Source organism: Streptomyces sp. NPDC090045 (assembly GCF_044747975.1).
Classification (GTDB): Bacteria; Actinomycetota; Actinomycetes; order Streptomycetales; family Streptomycetaceae; genus Streptomyces.
In genome coordinates this window covers 85,118-102,464 of record NZ_JBIVFA010000022.1, presented here as the reverse complement: position 1 = coordinate 102,464, position 17,347 = coordinate 85,118, and the positions used below count along the sequence as shown (strand labels likewise).

Genomic DNA, 17,347 nt, shown 5'->3' with positions numbered 1-17,347 from the left:
GGCGCCCGCAGTTCTTCGGCGCCAAACCCCAGCTCGTCCTCAAGTCGGGCTTCCCCGCGTACGGGGTCACCGGCGACCCCAACGCCGCCACCGACTGCTGTGAGCCGCTCGTCCTGGGCCCGCTGTTCGGAGCCCACGGCGCCGCACCCGCGGACCTCTCCGTGGCGTTCGTCAGCCGTGCCGCGGCCGAGTCCGGCTCCTTCGGGGCCCCGTACGACACCCTGGGCACCCGGCGCCGCCGGGTCGCCGTGCGGGGGACCCGGGGCATCGGCCCGAAGGACATGGTCGGCAACACCCGCCTGGGGGAGGTCGACGTCGACCCCCGCACCGGGCTCGTCACGCTCGACGGGGAACCCCTGCGGTCCGAGCCGGCGCAGCAGGTCTCGCTCAACCGCCTCTACTTCCTCTGACGGCGCCTCCCGCACTCCCGCACTCCCGCCCGCCCGATCCCTCCCGCCGATCCCTCTCGTACGAATCGACTCTTGACTGAATTTTCAGTCGGGTGACAGACTCCCAGCGAAAGAAATGAGACAGTCGATGTCCGAATTCCGTATGCCCGCCGAGTGGTCCGAGCACGAGGGCTGCCTGATGGCCTGGCCCACCCGCGAGGACCTGTGGGGAAGCGTGCTGGCCGACGTGAAGGAGGAGTACGCCAACGTCGCCCGCGCCATCGCGGCCTTCGAGCCCGTGACGATGGTCGCCCCGCCCGGCCACGGCGAGGACGCCCGCGCCCACTGCGGCCAGGACACCGCCGGCATCACCGTCATCGAGATGCCGCTCGACGACTCCTGGTTCCGCGACTCCGCCCCGCTCTTCGTCCTCGACGCCGACGGCAACCGCGCCGGCGTGGACTTCCGCTTCAACGCCTGGGGCGGCAAGCACCACCCGTTCGACTCCGACGACCGGGTCAGCGCCCTGCTGCTGGAGCACCTCGGCATCGACCGCATCGCCTCCGACATGATCCTCGAAGGCGGCGCGATCACCGTCGACGGCGAAGGCACCCTGATCACCACCGAGCAGTGCCTGCTGCACCCCAACCGGAACCCCGGCAGGAGCCGCGACGAGATCGAGGCCGAGCTGAAGTCCCGGCTCGGCGTCACCAAGGTCATCTGGCTGCCGTACGGCGGCCTGCTCGACACCGAGACCGACGGCCACGTCGACGGCGTCTGCGCCTTCGCCGCGCCTGGCACGGTCGTCGTCTCCCTGCCCGACAACCCCAACCACCCGGACTACGCCCGGATGCGCGCCAACCGCGCCGTGCTCGAAGCCGCCACCGACGCCCGGGGCCGCCGACTGGAGATCATCGACGTTCCGCAGACGGCCTTCGCCGATCTCGCCGACGGCGAGATCGAGGTGTCCTACCTGAACTACTACGTGGCCAACGGCGGCGTCGTCGTCCCGGTGGCCGGGCTGGCCCAGGACGAGGACGCCCTCGCCGTCATCGCCTCCGCCCACCCCGGCCGCAAGGTCGTCGGCGTACGGGCGCTCGCCATCGCGTTCGGCGGCGGCGGAGTCCACTGCATCACCCAGCAGATCCCCGCCGCACGCACCGGCGGGAACGCCGCCGGCTGACCCGGACACCTGCCGTTCCAGGCGGACCGGCCCGGGGCTACCCGGCGGTCCGCTCGCTCCTCCCCCGCATCCCTCACGGAAAAGAGAGCGCGACGATGACCACCTCCCCACCCCGCACGGCAAGACGCCCCCACCACCGCCGCCGCAACGCGGTCCTCACCAGCGCCGTCCTGACCTCCCTCGCCCTGCTCGCGGCCTGTGCCGGTCCGCCCAAGGGCGACGCCGGCGAGGTCACCGACGTCCGCCTCTCCGCCTCCACGCCCCCGGCCCGCGGCGAGATCGACTCCTTCAACTGGGCCGTCTACGCCGAACCGCCGACCCTCGACTACACGGTGGCGTTCGACTACCCGCAGAACACCATCCTGTCCAACGTGTGCGAGAGCCTGATGCGCTGGACCCCGGCGCTCACCACCGAGCCCGGGCTCGCCCAGAAGGCCTCCAACCCCGACCCCACCACCTGGGTCTACGACCTGCGCCCCGGCGTGCGCTTCCACGACGGCAAGGAGATGACCGCCGACGACGTGGTCTTCAGCCTCGGCCGGCAGATGGACCCCGACAACGCCGCCGCCTGGGCCCAGGTCTTCCAGAACGTCTCCGCCGTCACCAAGAGCGGCCCGCTCCAGGTCACCGTCAAGCTCAAGAAGCCCGACTCCCAGTTCCCGCAGTACATGGCGACCGCCGCCGGAGTGGTGGCTTCCAAGGCCGGCGTCGAGGCGGCGGGCAAGGACTACGGCACCACCGGCGGGCTCGCCTGCACCGGCCCCTTCGAACTCGGCACGTGGAACAAGGGCCAGTCGGTCGAACTCAACCGCTTCGACGGCTACTGGGGCACCAAGGCCAAGTCGAAGAAGGCCGTCTTCCGCGTACTGACCGACCCGTCCGCCCGCACCAACGCCATGCTCAGCGGGGAGGTCGACGGCGGCTACCTGATCCCCACCGAGAGCTACGTCCGCCTGCGCGGCAGCGGCACGGGCACCCTCTACTTCGGCGAGGGCCTGAGCACGGTCAACGTCAACGTCACCAACATGGAGGGCCCCCTCGGTGACGTCCGCGTCCGCCGGGCACTGTCCCTGGCGCTCGACCGCACCGGATTCGTCAAGGCCGGACTCGGGGGCGCGGGCACCGTCACCAACTCCCTCACCACCCGCGCGGCCTGGGCCGCCGCACCCGAGAACACCCTGAAGAACGCCCTGGACGGACTGCCGCCCACCGGCCAGGACATCGACAAGGCCAAGGCCCTGATCCAGGAGGCCGGGGCCACCGGCAAGACCCTGACCATGGCCACCAGTTCCATAGGCCAGGACGTCTCCCTCCTCGCCACCGCGGTCCAGGCGGCCGGTACGCAGATCGGCCTGGACATCCGGCTGAAGACCATCGCCCCCAACGCCTTCACCGCACTCTTCACGGACCCCCAGGCGCGCGAGGGCATCGACATGTTCCCGCTCACCTACTACGACTCGATCACCGACCCGCTCGACCTCCTGACGAACTTCAAGACCGGCGCCTACATGAACTTCGCCGGCTACAGCGACCCCCAGTACGACCAGCTCGTCGACCAGGCCGCCGCCGTCTACCCGGTCCAGCAGCGGATGGAGATCACGGCGAAACTCCAGCGCCACGCCTCCGAGCAACTGCTGTGGATCCCCGTGGCCGAGTGGCCGACCGCGCTGTTCCAGGGCAAGCGCATCACCGGAGCGCCCACCACGATCTCGTACATGTACTACCCGTGGGCCGCCGACGTGGGGGCCGCACAGTGAGCTTCGCCCGTTTCGCCGTACGACGGGTGGCGGAAATGGCCGCCACCCTCCTCGCCGCGTCGTTCGTGGTCTTCGGCGCCATGTACGCGGCGCCGGGCAACCCGGCGAGCTTCCTGCTCGCCGGCCGGTCGGCCTCCCCGGAGGCCCTCGCCTCGATCAACGCCCAGTACCACCTGGACGACCCCTTCCTCACCCGCTGGTTCCGCTGGCTCGGGGACGTGCTCCAAGGCGACTTCGGGCGCTCGATCACCTACCGCACCGATGTCTCGCGCCTCCTGGCGGACCGGCTTCCCGTGACACTGCTGCTGATCACCATGGCTCTCATCGTGGTCGTGGCGGTCGGCCTGCTGCTGGGCCGGATCGCCGCCGTCCGGGGCGGGGCCACCGACTCCGCGATCCTGGTCACCACGACGTTCGCCGTCGGCACCCCGTCCTTCGTCGCGGCCGTCCTGCTCCAGGGACTGTTCGCCGTCCAGCTGGGGTGGTTCCCCAGCAGCGGCGCCGGCGAGGGCTTCGCGGACATGCTCTGGCACCTCGCGCTCCCCGCGGTCGCCCTCGCGCTCTACCTGATCGGCATGCTCGCCCGCGTCACCCGCTCCGCCATGCTCGAAGCCCTCGACAGCGAGCACGTCACCGTCGCCCGCAGCCGAGGGGTCCCCGAACGCCAGGTCATCCGCCGCCACGTCTTCCGCAACTCCCTCGGGACCGTGCTGACCACCGGCGGACTGATCGTCTCCACCCTCCTGGTGTGCACCATCCTGGTCGAGACCGCCTTCAGCATCGGTGGCATCGGCCAGCTCCTCGAACTGTCCACCACCACCAAGGACTTCCCGACCGTCCAGGCGATCTCCCTGATCATCGTCGCCCTCTTCATGATCGTGAACCTGCTCGTGGACCTGCTGCTGCCCCTGGTCGACCCCCGGGTCACCCTCGGAACGAGGGGAGCCGCCACATGAGCGCCGTCCTCGTCCGCCGCCCCGGTCTCTCCCGGATCCGGGCCACCGGTTCCCCGCTCCACCTCCTCTGCCTGGGCCTCGTCGCCCTCGTCGTCCTCGCCGCACTGCTCGCGCCCTGGGTGGTGCCCCAGGACCCCAACGCCGTCGACCTAGGCAACGCCCTCGCCGGACCCTCCGCCGCACACCCGCTCGGCGTGGACGCCGCCGGCCGCGACACCCTCTCCCGGCTGCTGCTGGGCGCGCGCACCTCCCTCCTCGGCCCGCTGGGCGTCGTCGCCTTCTCCACCGTGGCGGGCATCGCCATCGGCATGGCCGCCGCCTGGCGGGGCGGCTGGCTCGACTCCGTCCTGTCCCGCAGCACGGAGCTGGTCTTCGCCTTCCCCGGCATGCTGCTGGCCATCCTGATCATCTCCGTCTACGGAGAGGGCCTGCTCGCCCCCGTCATCGCCCTCGCCGTCGCCTACCTGCCCTACGTCAGCCGCCTCACCCGCTCCCTCGTGCTCGCCGAGCGCACCCGCCCGTACGTGAGCGCCTACCAGGTCCAGGGCCACTCGGCCGTGCAGATCTGCCTGCGCCACGTCCTGCCGAACATCGCGCCCGTCGTCCTCGCCCAGTCCACCATCAACTTCGGCTACGCCCTGATGGACCTCGCCGGACTGTCGTTCCTCGGGCTCGGAGTTCCGGCCCTCACCCCCGACTGGGGCCGCATGGTCTTCGACGGGCAGACCGCCATCCAGCACGGCTACCCGCTGTCCGCGATCCTGCCCTGCGTCTTCATCGTGCTGACCGTGGTCGCCTTCAACGTGGTGGGCGAGCGGTGGGCCGACCGGGTAGCCAGGAGAACCCCATGACACAGATGGAACAGACGGGACCGACGCGCGGGACCCGGCCGGCGCGACCGGCCGACACGCTCGACATCCGAGGGCTGCGGATCACCCTGCCCGGCACCGCCCGTCCCGTCCTCGACGGCGTCGACCTCACCGTCGCCGCAGGCGAGACCGTCGCCCTCGTCGGCGAGTCCGGATCCGGCAAGACCCTCACCTCCCGCAGCGCACTGCGCCTGCTGCCGCCCGGCGCCGTCGTCGAAGGCACGGTCCGGGTCGACGGCCAGGACGTGCTCGCGATGGACACCGACCGCCTGCGCGGCGTACGGGCCGGCACGGTCGCCATGGTCTTCCAGGACCCGCGCGCCGCGGTCAACCCGCTGCGCCGCATCGGCGACTTCCTCACCGAGAGCGTCACCCTCACCGGGGCCATGAGCCGCACGGAAGCCACCACCCGGGCGGTGGAACTCCTGCGGGCCGTCGGCCTGGACGACTCCCTCCTGCGCAAGTACCCCGGCCAGGTCTCCGGCGGCATGCTCCAGCGCGTCGTGATCGCGGCGGCCCTGATGGGGGACCCCGTGCTCCTGCTGGCCGACGAGCCCACCACCGCCCTGGACGTCAGCAGCCAGGCCGAGGTCATCGCCCTCCTGACCACGCTCCGCGAACGCTTCGGCACAGGGCTGCTGTTCGTCACCCACGACCTCGACCTCGCCGCCGCCATCAGCGACCGCGTCTACGTCATGTACGCCGGCCGGATCGCGGAGTCCGGCCCGGCCGAGGTCCTCTTCACCCGCCCCCGGCACCCGTACACGGCAGCCCTCCTCGCCTCCACCCCGCGGATGGAGGGCCCCCGGGGAAGGCTCGCCGCCATCGAGGGCCAGCCGCCGGACCTGCGGGAGCCACTGCACGGCTGCGCCTTCGCAGCCCGCTGTCCGCTCGCCACGGAGGTCTGCGACGAGCAGGCCCCTCTGCCCTCCGCGGCCCCGGACCGGCCGGACCACCGGGCCGCCTGCCACCACAGCGACCTGCTCGAAGGGAGCGCCGTCGATGCCTGAGAACGTACTGGAGGTAAAGGGCCTGAGCCGTTCCTTCGGGGCCGTCCGGGCGGTGGACGACGTGTCCTTCGCCCTCCCCGAAGGCGGATCGCTGGGCATCGTCGGCGAGTCCGGATCCGGCAAGACGACCACCGCCCGCATCGTCGTCGGCCTGGAGCGCGCCGACGGGGGAGAGGTCCTGGTCCGCGGCCGGTCCCGGGCCGGGCACCCCCGGGGCCGGGCCGCGCGCCTCGCCAGGGCCCGCGAGATCCAGATGGTCTTCCAGGACCCGTACCTCTCCCTCGACCCGCGCACCAGTGTCGAGGCGGCCCTGCGGGAGACCCTGAGCCTGCACTTCCCCGGCCGTGACCACGCGCAGCGGGTACGCGAACTGCTCGACCAGGTGGGCCTGGGCACCCGGGCCGCCGACGCCCTGCCGCGCCGTCTGTCCGGCGGCCAGCGCCAGCGCGTCGCCATCGCCAGGGCCCTCGCCGTCGAACCGGCCGTCCTCGTCCTGGACGAGGCCGTCGCCGCGCTCGACGTCTCCGTGCAGGCGCAGATCCTCAACCTGCTGGCCGACGTCAGGGAGCAGACCGGGATCGCGTTCCTCTTCATCACCCACGACCTCGGGGTCGTGCGGTGCGTGACCGACGAGATCGTCGTGATGCGGCACGGGGCCGTGGTCGAACAGGGCGGCACGCAGGAGGTGCTCGCCGCGCCGGGGCATCCGTACACCCGGCTGCTGCTGGAGTCCGTGCCCCGGCCCGGCTGGGATCCGGCGGCGATCGCGGCGGCCCGGCGGGCGCTGTAGCGGGCGCCGGGCGGCAGGCGCCGCGTGCCGCGTGCCGGGCACGGCCGCGGGTGCTCCGGGGCCCCGGATCAGGTACCGGCGGCGAGCGTACGGATCAGGGTGCGCAGCACCGGACCGGAGTCGACCTCGGAGCCCAGGGACTCCGCCGCGGCCAGGCCGTCCACCGCGGCGGCCACCGCTTCGCCCAGCAGGCGCGGGTCGACGTCACCGTCCCGTTCCTCGGCCAGGACCTGGAACAGGGTGACGAAACAGCCGCGCCAGCGCCGGAACTCCGCCTCCAGGCACTCCCGGACCCGGGCGTCGTTCAGGGCGTGCCAGTGCAACGCCGAGTGGAGGTGGGAGAGTTCCGCGCCCTCGGGCCGGCCCAGCAGCTCGACGACCCGCTCGGCGCGCTCCGCGAACGGCCCCGGAGCGGCGACCGCCTCCTCCAGGGGGAGGATCCACTCGGGGCGGATGTCCGCGATGACCGCCAGGACGAGGTCGGTCCGGTCCTGGAAGTGGTAGTGGCACATCCCGTGTGAAACGCCGGACAGGGCCGCCACGTTGCGGGTGGTGAACCGTTCGCTCAGCCCGCCCGCCAGCAGGGTCCGCGCGGCGGCGATCAGTCGTGCCCGGGTCTGCTCGCCCTTCGCCGAGACCCTGGGGCGCCCCGCGCGGGCAGGAGGGGCGGACGGGTTCGGGGAGTCCTTCGCGGAAGCGGCCATGGCGTCACTCTAACGAGCCCGCGCACCGCCACCTGCGGCTTTCCGTGATCCACCGGAATGACCTCGTGCAAACTATTGACCGAGCGCTTGGCCAGTTTTAGCTTTCCGGTCAACCCCGCAGTCGGCGCGGGAAGTTGAATCCCCAAGGAGCCCCTCATGAACGATCACTCAGCCAACCCGCCCGGCGCGGACCTGGACCGGCGCAGATTCCTGGCGGCGGCGGGACTCACGGCCGCGGCCGCCGCCCTCGCGGTCACCGAGGGACGGGCGGGGGCGGCGGCCCGCCCCGCCGCCGCGGGCGCGTTCCGGGTACCGATCGAGGACGTCCGCCACACCCGCACCTGGATGGCCTGGCCGGACTCCACCTCCATCTGGGGCAACACGCTCGGCGGCGTCCAGTCGGACATCGCGCTCATCGCCCGGACCATCGCCAAGTACGAGCCGGTCTACATCTGCGCCAACTCGGGCAGCGCCGCCAAGGCCCGTTCCCTGTGCGGCTCCACCGTCACCGTCGTCACCACCATCCCCGTCGACGACTGCTGGATGCGCGACAGCGGACCCGTCTTCCGCACGGACGGGGCCGGCGGGCTGGACGCGGTCGGCCTGAACTTCAACGGCTGGGGAAGGAAGCAGGCCCACTCCAAGGACGCCCTGGTCGCCGGCCGGGTCGCCGCCTACCTCGGCGTCCCCTTCACCGCAGCCGGCCTGGTGGGCGAGGGCGGCGCGGTGGAACAGGACGGCGCGGGCACGCTGATGGCCACCCGCAGCAGCCTGGTGAACCGCAACCGCAACCCCAACATGTCGCAGAGCCAGATCGAGGCCGCGCTGCGCACCGCCTACGGCGCGTCCAAGGTGATCTGGTTCGACGGCGTGGTCGGCCAGGACATCACCGACGACCACGTCGACGCGACCTCCCGCTTCCTCGCCCCCGGGAAGGCCCTGGTCCAGATGCCACTGGCCTCGGACAACGACGTCTACGCCAAGGACGCGCGCCAGCAGTACCAGATCCTGTCCGGAGCCACGACCGCGGACGGCGCCCGGATGACCGTCGAGAAGCTCCAGGGCCCCGACTACTACAAGATCCGCTCCACCAACCCGGACTTCCTCGCCTCCTACGCCAACTACTACGTGTGCAACGGCGCGGTGATCAGCGGTCAGTTCGGCGACACCCAGGCCGACGCCGCGGCGCGCGCCACACTGACCCGCCTCTTCCCCGGCCGCGTCGTCGAACGCCTCAACATCGACCGCCTCGGGGCCGGCGGCGGCGGCATCCACTGCGTCACCCAGCAGCAGCCGGTGCCGTAGGCCCCCGGTGGCAGGCCGGCGCCACGCGGCCGCCGGCCTGCCACTGCCCCGATCACGGCGTGTGCTCAGCCGGCCACCGGGCGTCGCGGTCGCCGGGTCCTCCCTCCGGGACGATACTGAAGGTCACGGTGCGTGGAGGCGACATGCGTGAACCGGAGCGGCGTGGCCGGAGGCCGGCCGCGGTGCCCGTGGGCGAAACGGCAGCCGTCGTACTGGACGACGCAGGCGTGGTCGTCGCCCGTTCGGAACGGGCTGCGACGCTGCTGGACTGCTCACCGGGCCAGCCCTGTGCTCCCTTGCTGGGGCTGCTGCCGCGCGCCGGAGCGGAGGCGGGACCGGTCGGGCGCACGGTGACCATCCCCGCCGGCGACGCCGCGGGCCGAAACGTCCCTCTGGTCTGTACGGTCGTCCGCCTCGCCGCGCGCACTCCGGGCGATCGCGACGCCGAGGCCCAGTGGCTGGTCCTGGTCAGCCCGCAGGACACCGCGGCGGAGGCGGTCCAGCCCGACTCGGAGCGACGCCGCAAGAGGCTGTCCCACACGGCCGCCGAGAGCATCGGGGCCTCCCTGGACGTGACGGACATGGCCCAGGTCCTCGTGAACCTGCTGGTCCCCGACTTCGCCGACCTGGCGACCGTGGACCTCGCCGAGCCGGTGCTGGTCGGCGACGAGCCGCTGCCGCTCGACACCAGCGGTGAGGTCCGCCTGCGCCGGACCGCCGCCGCACAGAGCCCCGGGGTGTCCGCGGAGGACCTCCTGCCGGTCGGCGAGGCACTGCCTCCCGTACCGGACACGGAGGTGATGCGCCCGCTCATGGCGGGACGGCCGGTGCTGGTGTCCGACGTCGACGTGCTCCGCGCGGCGCTCGGGGTGGACCCCGAGACCCTGCGCCTGTTCGTCCCGAGCGGGGCGCACTCCTCCGTGGCGGTGCCGCTGTACGCACGGGGTCTGATCCTCGGCTGCGTCACGGTCTGGCGCAGCCAGTTGCCGTCCGCCTACGGCGAGGAGGACGCGGTGCTCCTGCAGGACGTGGCCTCCAGGGCCGCGCTCGGCGTGGACAACGCGCGCCGCTTCACCAAGGAGCACCGGTCGGTGGTGGCCCTGCAGCGCAGCCTGCTGCCGCACTCCCTCGTGAACACGGCGGCCGCGGACACGGCGGGGGTCTACCAGCCGGCGTGCGGCGGCGTCGGGGTCGGCGGGGACTGGTTCGACGTGATCCCCCTGCCGTCGCTGCGCGTCGCGTTCGTCGTCGGGGACGTCGTCGGCCACGGCCTCGAAGCCACCGCGGCCATGGCACGCCTGCGGACCGCGGTGCAGACCCTGGCCGACCTCGATCTGGATCCGGGCGAGCTGCTCACGCACCTCGACGACCTGGTGCTCGGTTTCTCCAGCGAGCAGATGAACGGCACGTCCCGCGCGGAGCCCGCGGTGCTCGGAGCGACGTGCCTGTACGCCGTATACGACCCGGTGACGCGTCGATGCGTCGCCGCCACCGCGGGACATCCGCCGCCCGCCCTGCTGCCACCGGGGGAGGAGCCGTTCTTCCTGGGCATGGCGCCGGGACCGCCGCTGGGCGTCGGCGGAATGCCCTTCGAAGTGACCGAGTTCGGCGTACCACCGGGCAGCACGATGGCGTTCTTCACCGACGGACTCGTGGCGCGCCGCGGCGGCGACATCGAGGAGGGCATGGAGAGACTGCGGGGCTCCCTCGCCGGCGCCGGATCGAGCCGGCCCCTGGGCGAGGTCAGCCAGAGCGTGTTCGACAAGGTGCTGCCCCAGGAGCCCGCCGACGACGTCGCCCTGCTGCTCGCCCGCACCCGCGCCCTCTCCGCCGACCAGGTCGCCGAGTGGGAACTCGAAGCCGACCTGTCCCTCGTCGCGCACGCCCGTGAGCTGGTGATGGGCCAGCTGTCGGGCTGGCAGTTGGACGAACTGGGCTTCGTGACGGAGCTCGTCGTCAGCGAACTCGTCACGAACGCGATCCGCTACGCGGGCGGCCCGGTCGGGCTCCGGCTGATCCGCGACCGGGTGCTCGTGTGCGAGGTCTCCGACCCCAGCAGTACGCAGCCGCGCCTGCGCCGTGCGCGGGAGACGGACGAGGGCGGGCGCGGCCTGTTCCTCGTCGCCCAGCTCACCGACCGGTGGGGCTGCCGGTTCACCAGCAGGGGCAAGACCATCTGGACGGAGCAGCCCATCGACGGGTCGCTCGGCTAGCTTCCTGCGTCAGCTCCTCCGCCAGTTCCTCCTTCAGTGCGGCGTGATGTGGGAGACGGCCGTGGTGACGGTGTCGAAGCGCAGGGTGGTGCGGGACCGCAGGTCGTACCGGTCCCAGCGCGGCAGGGCGGGGTGGTTGGGGTCGCCGGTGCGTATGAACGAGATCCACGCCCGGTGCACGGTCCTGGCGAGGCCGTCCCTGATCCTGGTGTCCATTCCCGCCACGAACGGGGCGTGCGACCAGGCGCCGAAGTTGTCGAACACGAAGGGCAGGTCCAGGCAGTGCGGGGCCCCCAGGCGGCCGTCGTGCGCGGGGGTCGGGAAGGCGAACTCGTACGCCCATACCGGCCGGCCCCGTGCCGCCCGCGCCTCCGCGAACGCCAGGGTGGGCTTCCTGAACAGTTCGTCGGTGCTCAGGTCGATGAGGACGTCCACGGGACGCGCGCCCGGGCGGGCGGCCTCGTACGCCGCGTAGGCCTCGGCCGCGCCGTCGCCGAAGGTGTCCCGCGCCCGGCCGAGCACCTGCTCCTTGGTCGCCGACGCGTACGCCTCGCCGAGCGCGAAGCTGAAGGCCGACTCCTCCCTGGTCCAGCCGATCAGGACGTCGATGTCGGCGCCCGGACCGTCGAGCAGGTTCTCGACGGGTTGCCGCCGCGCCGTGGAGCCGTCCAGAACCGGCAGGAACGGCACGGTCCAGTGCCCCCACTCGGTGGTGTCCCCGAGAAGACCGGCGGTGGCCTCGACCAGCGACGGCCACGGTGCGGTGCGCAGTTCGTCGACGTCCTTCGCGCCGGCGATCTCGAGATAGGCGGCGGTGCGGGCGAGGGCCGCGGCGGGTGTGGCCAGCGGCATCCCGAGCGGGACGCTCTGCAGGACGGCACGCCGGAAGGGACGACCGCCGCCCCCGTGGCCCGCGAGCGCCGCGGTGGACAGGGCGCCGGCGGACTGTCCGGCGACGGTGACCTGGTCCGGGTCCCCGCCGAAAGCGGCGATGTTGTCCTGGACCCACTGCAGTGCGGCGAGTTGGTCGGTGAGCCAGAGGTTGCCGTGCTCGGCGCCGTCGTCCGACTCGAAGTAGAGCAGGCCGAGCGGGCCGAGCCGGTAGTTGAGGTTCACCACCACCAGGTCGCCGTTGCGCGCGAAGGTCTCGCCCGAGTAGTTGGGCATCGCGCCGGACCCGGACAGGAAGGCGCCACCGTGGATCCAGACCAGGACCGGCCGGCGCGCGTCGTCCGCGCCGGGCGTCCACACGTTCAGCGTCAGGCAGTCCTCGTCGAAGGGCGGGAGGCCGTGGCTGCCGAGTACGGGGTCGCCCTCGCGCACGGCTTGCGGGGCGCCGGGCCCGTACGAGGAGGCGTCGAGGACCCCGCTCCACCCCGGATGCGGCTGAGCGGGGAGCCACCTGAGCGATCCGACGGGCGGCGCGGCGTAGGGCACGCCCTTGAACACGGCGAGGCCGTCTTCGACGACGCCCCGGATCGGGCCCGAGCGGGTGTTCACGACGGGCGGGCGGGTGCGGTCCTGAGCAAGAGCCATGCGGTGCTTCCTTCCATGACGGTGGTGCCGCGGATACGCCCCCCGGTGCGGCGGCCGGGTCACGGCCGTGCGGGGGAGACGGGCGGGGGACTCGAGTTGAGGAGGGATCGGTGACGGGGCGGTCAGAGCCCGGACTTCTCGTGCCAGATCCGGCCGGACGCCCGCAGCGGATCCTCGACGACCGACGGCTCGACGTCCCAGATGCGCGTCATCGGCTGTTCCCGCGTGAAAGGAGCCCATCCGGGATCCCCCGTGGCGGCGAAGGAGATCCACGAGGCGCGAAGGCGCTCGGACAGGCGGGTGAACTCCGGGGACGGGGCCTTGCCGCCGAAGAGGAAGGCCGCCAGGGGCCCGCGCGCGTGGCCGAACGTCGCCGGGATGTCCATGGTGTGGCAGGCGCCCAGGGCCCCGCCGAAGGCCGGGCTGCTCCAGGTGAAGTCGTAGAGCCAGGCCCGGCCGCCCGCTTCGGCGTGGGCCTGTGCCAGCCACGTCGAGGGCATCCGGAACAGGGCGTCGGAGTACATCGCGACGTACAGCTGTGGATCGTTCAGGCCAGGGTGGGCGGCGCGGTACGCGGCGGCCGCCCCGCGCCCCAGTCCCAACTCCTCGGCGACGACACCGAGGTCGAGGTCGCGGATCTTCGCCGAGGGGCCCGCCGGCTTGCGCGACGCCCGCTCGCGGAATCCCGCACGGGCCGCCGCGAGCATCATGGGCACGGCCTTCACCATCGCCGAGGCCTTGATCTTGACGAGGCCGCGCTCCATGGCGAACAGCGTGAACTCGTCGTGCGTGTAGCCCGTGACGAGGTCCACGTCGCGTGCGCACCCCGAGCGCAGGGCGCGCCACGGCTCGTCCACGACGGTGACGCCGTCGATGACGGGCGAGAACGCTGTGATCGCCTCGGGAGTCGTCCAGGCCGACGGGTTCGCCCGCATCGCCGGCAGGGGCGCGTCCTGCACGGCCAGCAGGGCCTCGGGAGGCAGGGAGGCGAGGCTCTCGGGACCCACACCGGCCGCCTCCCCGATCAGCGCGGCGATCCGCCGGGCCTCCTCCTCGGGCAGGAACCGCCCGGCCATGCTCTGGACGATGGCGCGCCGGAACAGTCCGCGCGCGGCGGGCGCCGACATCAGCGCGGCGACGGACGCACCTCCACCGGACTCGCCGAAGACCGTCACGTTGTCCGGATCGCCGCCGAAGGCCGCGACGTTCTCGCGTATCCAGAGGAGGGCGGCGGCCTGATCGAGGAAGCCCCGGTTGGCGGGGGCGCCCGGCACGTGGCCGAATCCCTCGAAGCCGACGCGGTAGTTGAACGTCACGAGCACGACGCCGCCGCGGGCCAGTACCTCTCCGTCGTGCAGGGGATCGGCGCAGTGGCCCGTCTTCCACCCGCCGCCGTAGATCCACACCATGACCGGCAGCCGGTCACCGGCTCCTCCCGGGGTCCAGACGTTCACGCTGAGACAGTCCAGGCCGTCCTCCGGCCGCCACGCCGGGGGCATGCCGGGGACCAGCGGCAACTGCGGAGGTACGGCGCCGAAGGACGTGGCCGGCCGGACCCCTTCCCAGGCGGGGACCGGGGCCGGCGCCCGGAACCTGAGGGGTCCTTCCGGGGGGAGGGCGTAGGGAATGCCCTTGAAGACCGACAGCCCGTCCTCGGCCGTGCCCTCGACCTTGCCGGTCAGGGTCTCGATGACAACACCCATGGGGTGGTTCCTTTCACGTGGAGAGTCTGAGGACCGCGTCCAGCAGGCATTTCCCGCCGAACATCAGGTCGGTGATCCGGGCGTGCTCGTCCGGCGCGTGGATGAGCCGCATGACGTCCGCGTCACTCGCGGAGGGGAAGAAGCCGACCACCTTGGTGTCGGGGAAGGCGCGGGCGTCCGTCGAGGCCGGATTGATGTACGGAAGCACCCGCGCCCCCGCTTCGTGGGCCGCGACCGTGTCGCCCAGGACCCGCAGGAGCGCCGGGTCATCGTGGACGGCGCGGCTCTCCCTGCCGTGCAGCAGCGACACCTCGACCCGGTCCCCGACCGCCTTGCGGACCTCCGTCACCCAGTCCTCGGGCCGCTGTCCGGGCAGCAGGCGGCCGTCCAGCACCACGCTCGCCTCGACGGGCACCACGTTCTGCCGGTGTCCCGCGGACAGCAGTGTCGGAGCGGCGGTGTTGTGCAGCCCGGTGACCACGAACTCGCGCAGGACCGGATCGATGGGCAGGCTGTTCGCTCCCGCCCAGGTGGGGGCCTCCAGCAGACGCTCGATCGCCTGTGCGCCCGTACCCGGGTGCAGCTCTGCCAGCGTGCTCAGCATGCGGTGCGCGGCCGGATGCAGCACGGACGGCGGCGCGAAGGCGCGCAGCCGGAGCAGGGCCTCGGCGAGCGTGAAGACCGCCGCCTCCGAGCGCGGGACGGAGGCGTGGCCGCCCGGACCGCGCGCGGTGATCCGCATCCGGGCGCTGCCCTTCTCGGCCACCTGGACGGTGTAGACGGGGCCGCCGGGCGTCAGGAAACGCTGCCCGCCGCCTTCGTTGAACGCGAACTCGGCCTCGACGAGACCGCGGTGGTTCTCCCACAGCCAGTACGCCCCCAGCCGGCTGCCGGCCTCCTCGTCGGCGGTGACCACCAGCAGCAGATCGCGGCGCAGTGGTATCCGGTGCGCGGCGATCAGCTGCATCACCAGCAGGCTGGCGGCGACCTGGCCCTTCATGTCCAGCGCCCCCCGCCCCCACACGCGGCCGTCGGCCACCTCGCCGGAGAAGGGGGGCCGGCTCCACTGGTCGGGCTGGGCGCCGACCACGTCCGCGTGGCCCAGCAGCATGAGCGGCGGTTCCTGTCCCGACCCCGGAAGCCGGGCGACGAGGTTGGCCCGGCCCGGTGCGGACTCCAGCACGGTGTGCGTGATGCCCAGGGGGGACAGCTCCCGGGAGAGGTGGCGGGCCACGGCGATCTCGCGGCCCGGCGGGTTCGAGGTGTCCAGCCGGACCAGGGCCGAGAGCAGGCCGACGAGGTGCCGTTCCTGCGCGGCCCAGGAGAACGGCAGCGGCATCGGCTCGGGTGGGGTGCACATGGACGCTCCGGAGCTCCTGAAAAGGCGCAGACATTTGTTGTTACACGTGTAACCATCTCTGGTGGATCTGTTTAGCACCCTGCCGAGCCCCGCGCCAGCCCCTCACCCGGAGGTTTCTCCCATGGCCCACGACTACGAGACCCGCGTCGAGGAAGCCCTGCGGGCCGGCCTGACGGGATGGGACTTCAGCTGGCTGAAGGGCCGGGTGGACGGCGAAGGCCCCTCCTGGGACTACGAGCGGCTCGCCCGCGCCCGGCTCTCCCACGCACGGAGCCTCCTGGACATCGACACCGGCGGCGGCGAGTTCCTCGCCTCGCTCGCCCCGCTGCCGCCCGCCTGCGCGGCCACCGAGAACTGGGCGCCCAACCTCCCCCTGGCCCGGCAGCGCCTCTCCCCGCTGGGGGTGGAGGTCCACCGGGCGTCGGGGCTGGACCTGCCCTCCGGGCCCTTCGACCTGATCCTCAACCGGCACGGACTGCTGGACGCGGTGGGCATCCGCGCCGCGCTCGCGCCGGGCGGCCGGCTCCTCACCCAGCAGGTGGGCAGCCGGAACCAGCTGGAACTGAACGAGGCCGTCTGCATCCCCTCGCCGGCCGATCCCGACGGCTGGACCCTGGACGTCGCCGTACGGGCACTGGAAGGCGCGGGGCTGCGCGTGACCACGGCGCGCGAGGAGATGGGCTCCTACACCTTTCGCGACATCGGAGCGGTGGTCTTCCAGCTGCGCGCGATCCCCTGGCAGTTCCCCGGCTTCGAGCCGTCCGCGCACGAGCCCGCGCTCCGCCGGCTCGACCGGCACATCGGGAGCGCGGGCGGATTCACGGTGCACGACCACCGGTTCCTGATCGAAGCGCGAGCGTGAAGGTGGACGTGGCGTGCTGGAACTCCCCGTCCGTGCACACCGGGTGTCACGGGCCCGTCACCCCGCGCGCCTTCCGGAAACCTGCACACCGTGTCCGCGATCGCTCCCGCCGGCCTCCTTCACCCGGCGGTATGGCGGATATGCCCCATCAGATTGATGGGAGCTTGTCCTGTTTGGTTCCGTGTAAGCAGCGGACGGCTCATATCTGTTACTCGATCCTGTGAAGAAGCCGTCACCATTCAGTGAATCAAGCTGCACGCCGGTCATCCGAGGTGGGCTTCCGTTCGTGATGGGGGGTCAACGGGATTGGATGGGCAGCCCGTTCGCGTGCTTTCATCGTGCCCATTGCGGCAGCCGGGAATGACGCCCGGGTTTCGGGCCGTCCGGCCGCCGCAGTGGTGAATTCCTCCCCCAATGAAAGGTGCGCGTCATGCGTAACGACATCGAGACCCGTGAGATCGACGACACCGAGCTGGACGCCGTCTCCGGCGGCATCATCAGCGTGTCCGGCGGCCTGGCCGGTGCCGTGACCAGCGATGTCAGCGGCGTCGTGGGCCTCGTGGGCTCCCTCCACACCGTCCAGGCCGCGCAGGGCATCGTCTCCCACGTCCCCGGTCTCGTCACGGGCATCACCGGCGTTTCGGTGAACACCGGTCGCGCCGGTCTCTGATCGGGAAATCCCCATGAACCCCGGAGCGTCCCCCACGGCT

The 17,347-nt window shown here is 72.3% G+C and carries 14 protein-coding genes and 1 pseudogene; 11 read left to right on the top strand and 4 right to left on the bottom strand.

Going from position 1 to position 17,347, the window contains the following annotated elements; all coding sequences use genetic code 11:
• The 7 genes and pseudogenes from ACIPYQ_RS37945 to ACIPYQ_RS37915 all read left to right on the top strand — a co-directional run.
• Positions 1-410: pseudogene (locus ACIPYQ_RS37945) on the top strand (urease subunit alpha); the annotation flags it as partial.
• A 127-nt stretch (positions 411-537) separates the two neighbouring features.
• Complete coding sequence (locus ACIPYQ_RS37940; RefSeq protein WP_401258844.1) at positions 538-1,572, top strand: agmatine/peptidylarginine deiminase; 1,035 nt, start codon at positions 538-540, stop codon at positions 1,570-1,572.
• A 95-nt stretch (positions 1,573-1,667) separates the two neighbouring features.
• Positions 1,668-3,329: an ABC transporter substrate-binding protein gene (locus tag ACIPYQ_RS37935; protein WP_401258842.1), complete on the top strand. Its 1,662-nt coding sequence runs from the start codon at positions 1,668-1,670 to the stop codon at positions 3,327-3,329.
• The gene (locus tag ACIPYQ_RS37930) at positions 3,326-4,285 is read left to right on the top strand and encodes an ABC transporter permease (RefSeq protein WP_401258841.1); all 960 of its coding nucleotides are present in this window, start codon (positions 3,326-3,328) and stop codon (positions 4,283-4,285) included. The genes ACIPYQ_RS37935 and ACIPYQ_RS37930 overlap by 4 nt, the downstream gene beginning before the upstream one ends.
• Entirely contained in the window at positions 4,282-5,136 is an 855-nt protein-coding gene (locus ACIPYQ_RS37925) for an ABC transporter permease (protein ID WP_401258839.1), read from the top strand. The genes ACIPYQ_RS37930 and ACIPYQ_RS37925 overlap by 4 nt, the downstream gene beginning before the upstream one ends.
• 5 nt (positions 5,137-5,141) lie before the next feature.
• Entirely contained in the window at positions 5,142-6,164 is a 1,023-nt protein-coding gene (locus ACIPYQ_RS37920; RefSeq protein WP_401258850.1) for an ABC transporter ATP-binding protein, read from the top strand.
• Entirely contained in the window at positions 6,157-6,954 is a 798-nt protein-coding gene (locus ACIPYQ_RS37915; protein WP_401258837.1) for an ABC transporter ATP-binding protein, read from the top strand. The genes ACIPYQ_RS37920 and ACIPYQ_RS37915 overlap by 8 nt, the downstream gene beginning before the upstream one ends.
• Positions 6,955-7,022: 68 nt before the next feature.
• Here ACIPYQ_RS37915 and ACIPYQ_RS37910 read toward each other — a convergent pair whose 3' ends face one another.
• Positions 7,023-7,658 carry a TetR/AcrR family transcriptional regulator gene (locus tag ACIPYQ_RS37910; protein ID WP_361769530.1) on the bottom strand — a complete coding sequence of 212 codons (636 nt, stop codon included), beginning with the start codon at positions 7,656-7,658 and terminating at the stop codon, positions 7,023-7,025.
• Between the two features lie 156 nt (positions 7,659-7,814).
• On the opposite strand from ACIPYQ_RS37910, the gene ACIPYQ_RS37905 reads away from it, so the two are divergent.
• Both ACIPYQ_RS37905 and ACIPYQ_RS37900 read left to right on the top strand, forming a co-directional pair.
• Entirely contained in the window at positions 7,815-8,963 is a 1,149-nt protein-coding gene (locus tag ACIPYQ_RS37905; RefSeq protein ID WP_401258835.1) for an agmatine/peptidylarginine deiminase, read from the top strand.
• Positions 8,964-9,106: 143 nt separating this feature from the next.
• Entirely contained in the window at positions 9,107-11,176 is a 2,070-nt protein-coding gene (locus ACIPYQ_RS37900; protein WP_401258833.1) for a SpoIIE family protein phosphatase, read from the top strand.
• 33 nt (positions 11,177-11,209) lie between these two features.
• On the opposite strand, the gene ACIPYQ_RS37895 is transcribed toward ACIPYQ_RS37900, so the two are convergent.
• The 3 genes from ACIPYQ_RS37895 to ACIPYQ_RS37885 all read right to left on the bottom strand — a co-directional run bounded on the left by ACIPYQ_RS37895 (position 11,210) and on the right by ACIPYQ_RS37885 (position 15,775).
• Complete coding sequence (locus tag ACIPYQ_RS37895) at positions 11,210-12,712, bottom strand: carboxylesterase/lipase family protein (protein ID WP_401258832.1); 1,503 nt, start codon at positions 12,710-12,712, stop codon at positions 11,210-11,212.
• A gap of 122 nt (positions 12,713-12,834) precedes the next feature.
• On the bottom strand, positions 12,835-14,415 hold the full coding sequence (locus ACIPYQ_RS37890; protein ID WP_401258830.1) for a carboxylesterase/lipase family protein: 1,581 nt from the start codon (positions 14,413-14,415) through the stop codon (positions 12,835-12,837).
• Positions 14,416-14,428: 13 nt separating this feature from the next.
• Complete coding sequence (locus ACIPYQ_RS37885; protein ID WP_401258829.1) at positions 14,429-15,775, bottom strand: M20/M25/M40 family metallo-hydrolase; 1,347 nt, start codon at positions 15,773-15,775, stop codon at positions 14,429-14,431.
• A 121-nt stretch (positions 15,776-15,896) separates the two neighbouring features.
• Here ACIPYQ_RS37885 and ACIPYQ_RS37880 point away from each other — a divergent pair, with 121 nt between their 5' ends.
• Entirely contained in the window at positions 15,897-16,637 is a 741-nt protein-coding gene (locus ACIPYQ_RS37880; RefSeq protein WP_401258828.1) for a class I SAM-dependent methyltransferase, read from the top strand.
• Positions 16,638-17,067: 430 nt separating this feature from the next.
• The gene (locus tag ACIPYQ_RS37875; protein WP_361769543.1) at positions 17,068-17,307 is read left to right on the top strand and encodes a hypothetical protein; all 240 of its coding nucleotides are present in this window, start codon (positions 17,068-17,070) and stop codon (positions 17,305-17,307) included.
• Positions 17,308-17,347: the final 40 nt, after the last annotated feature.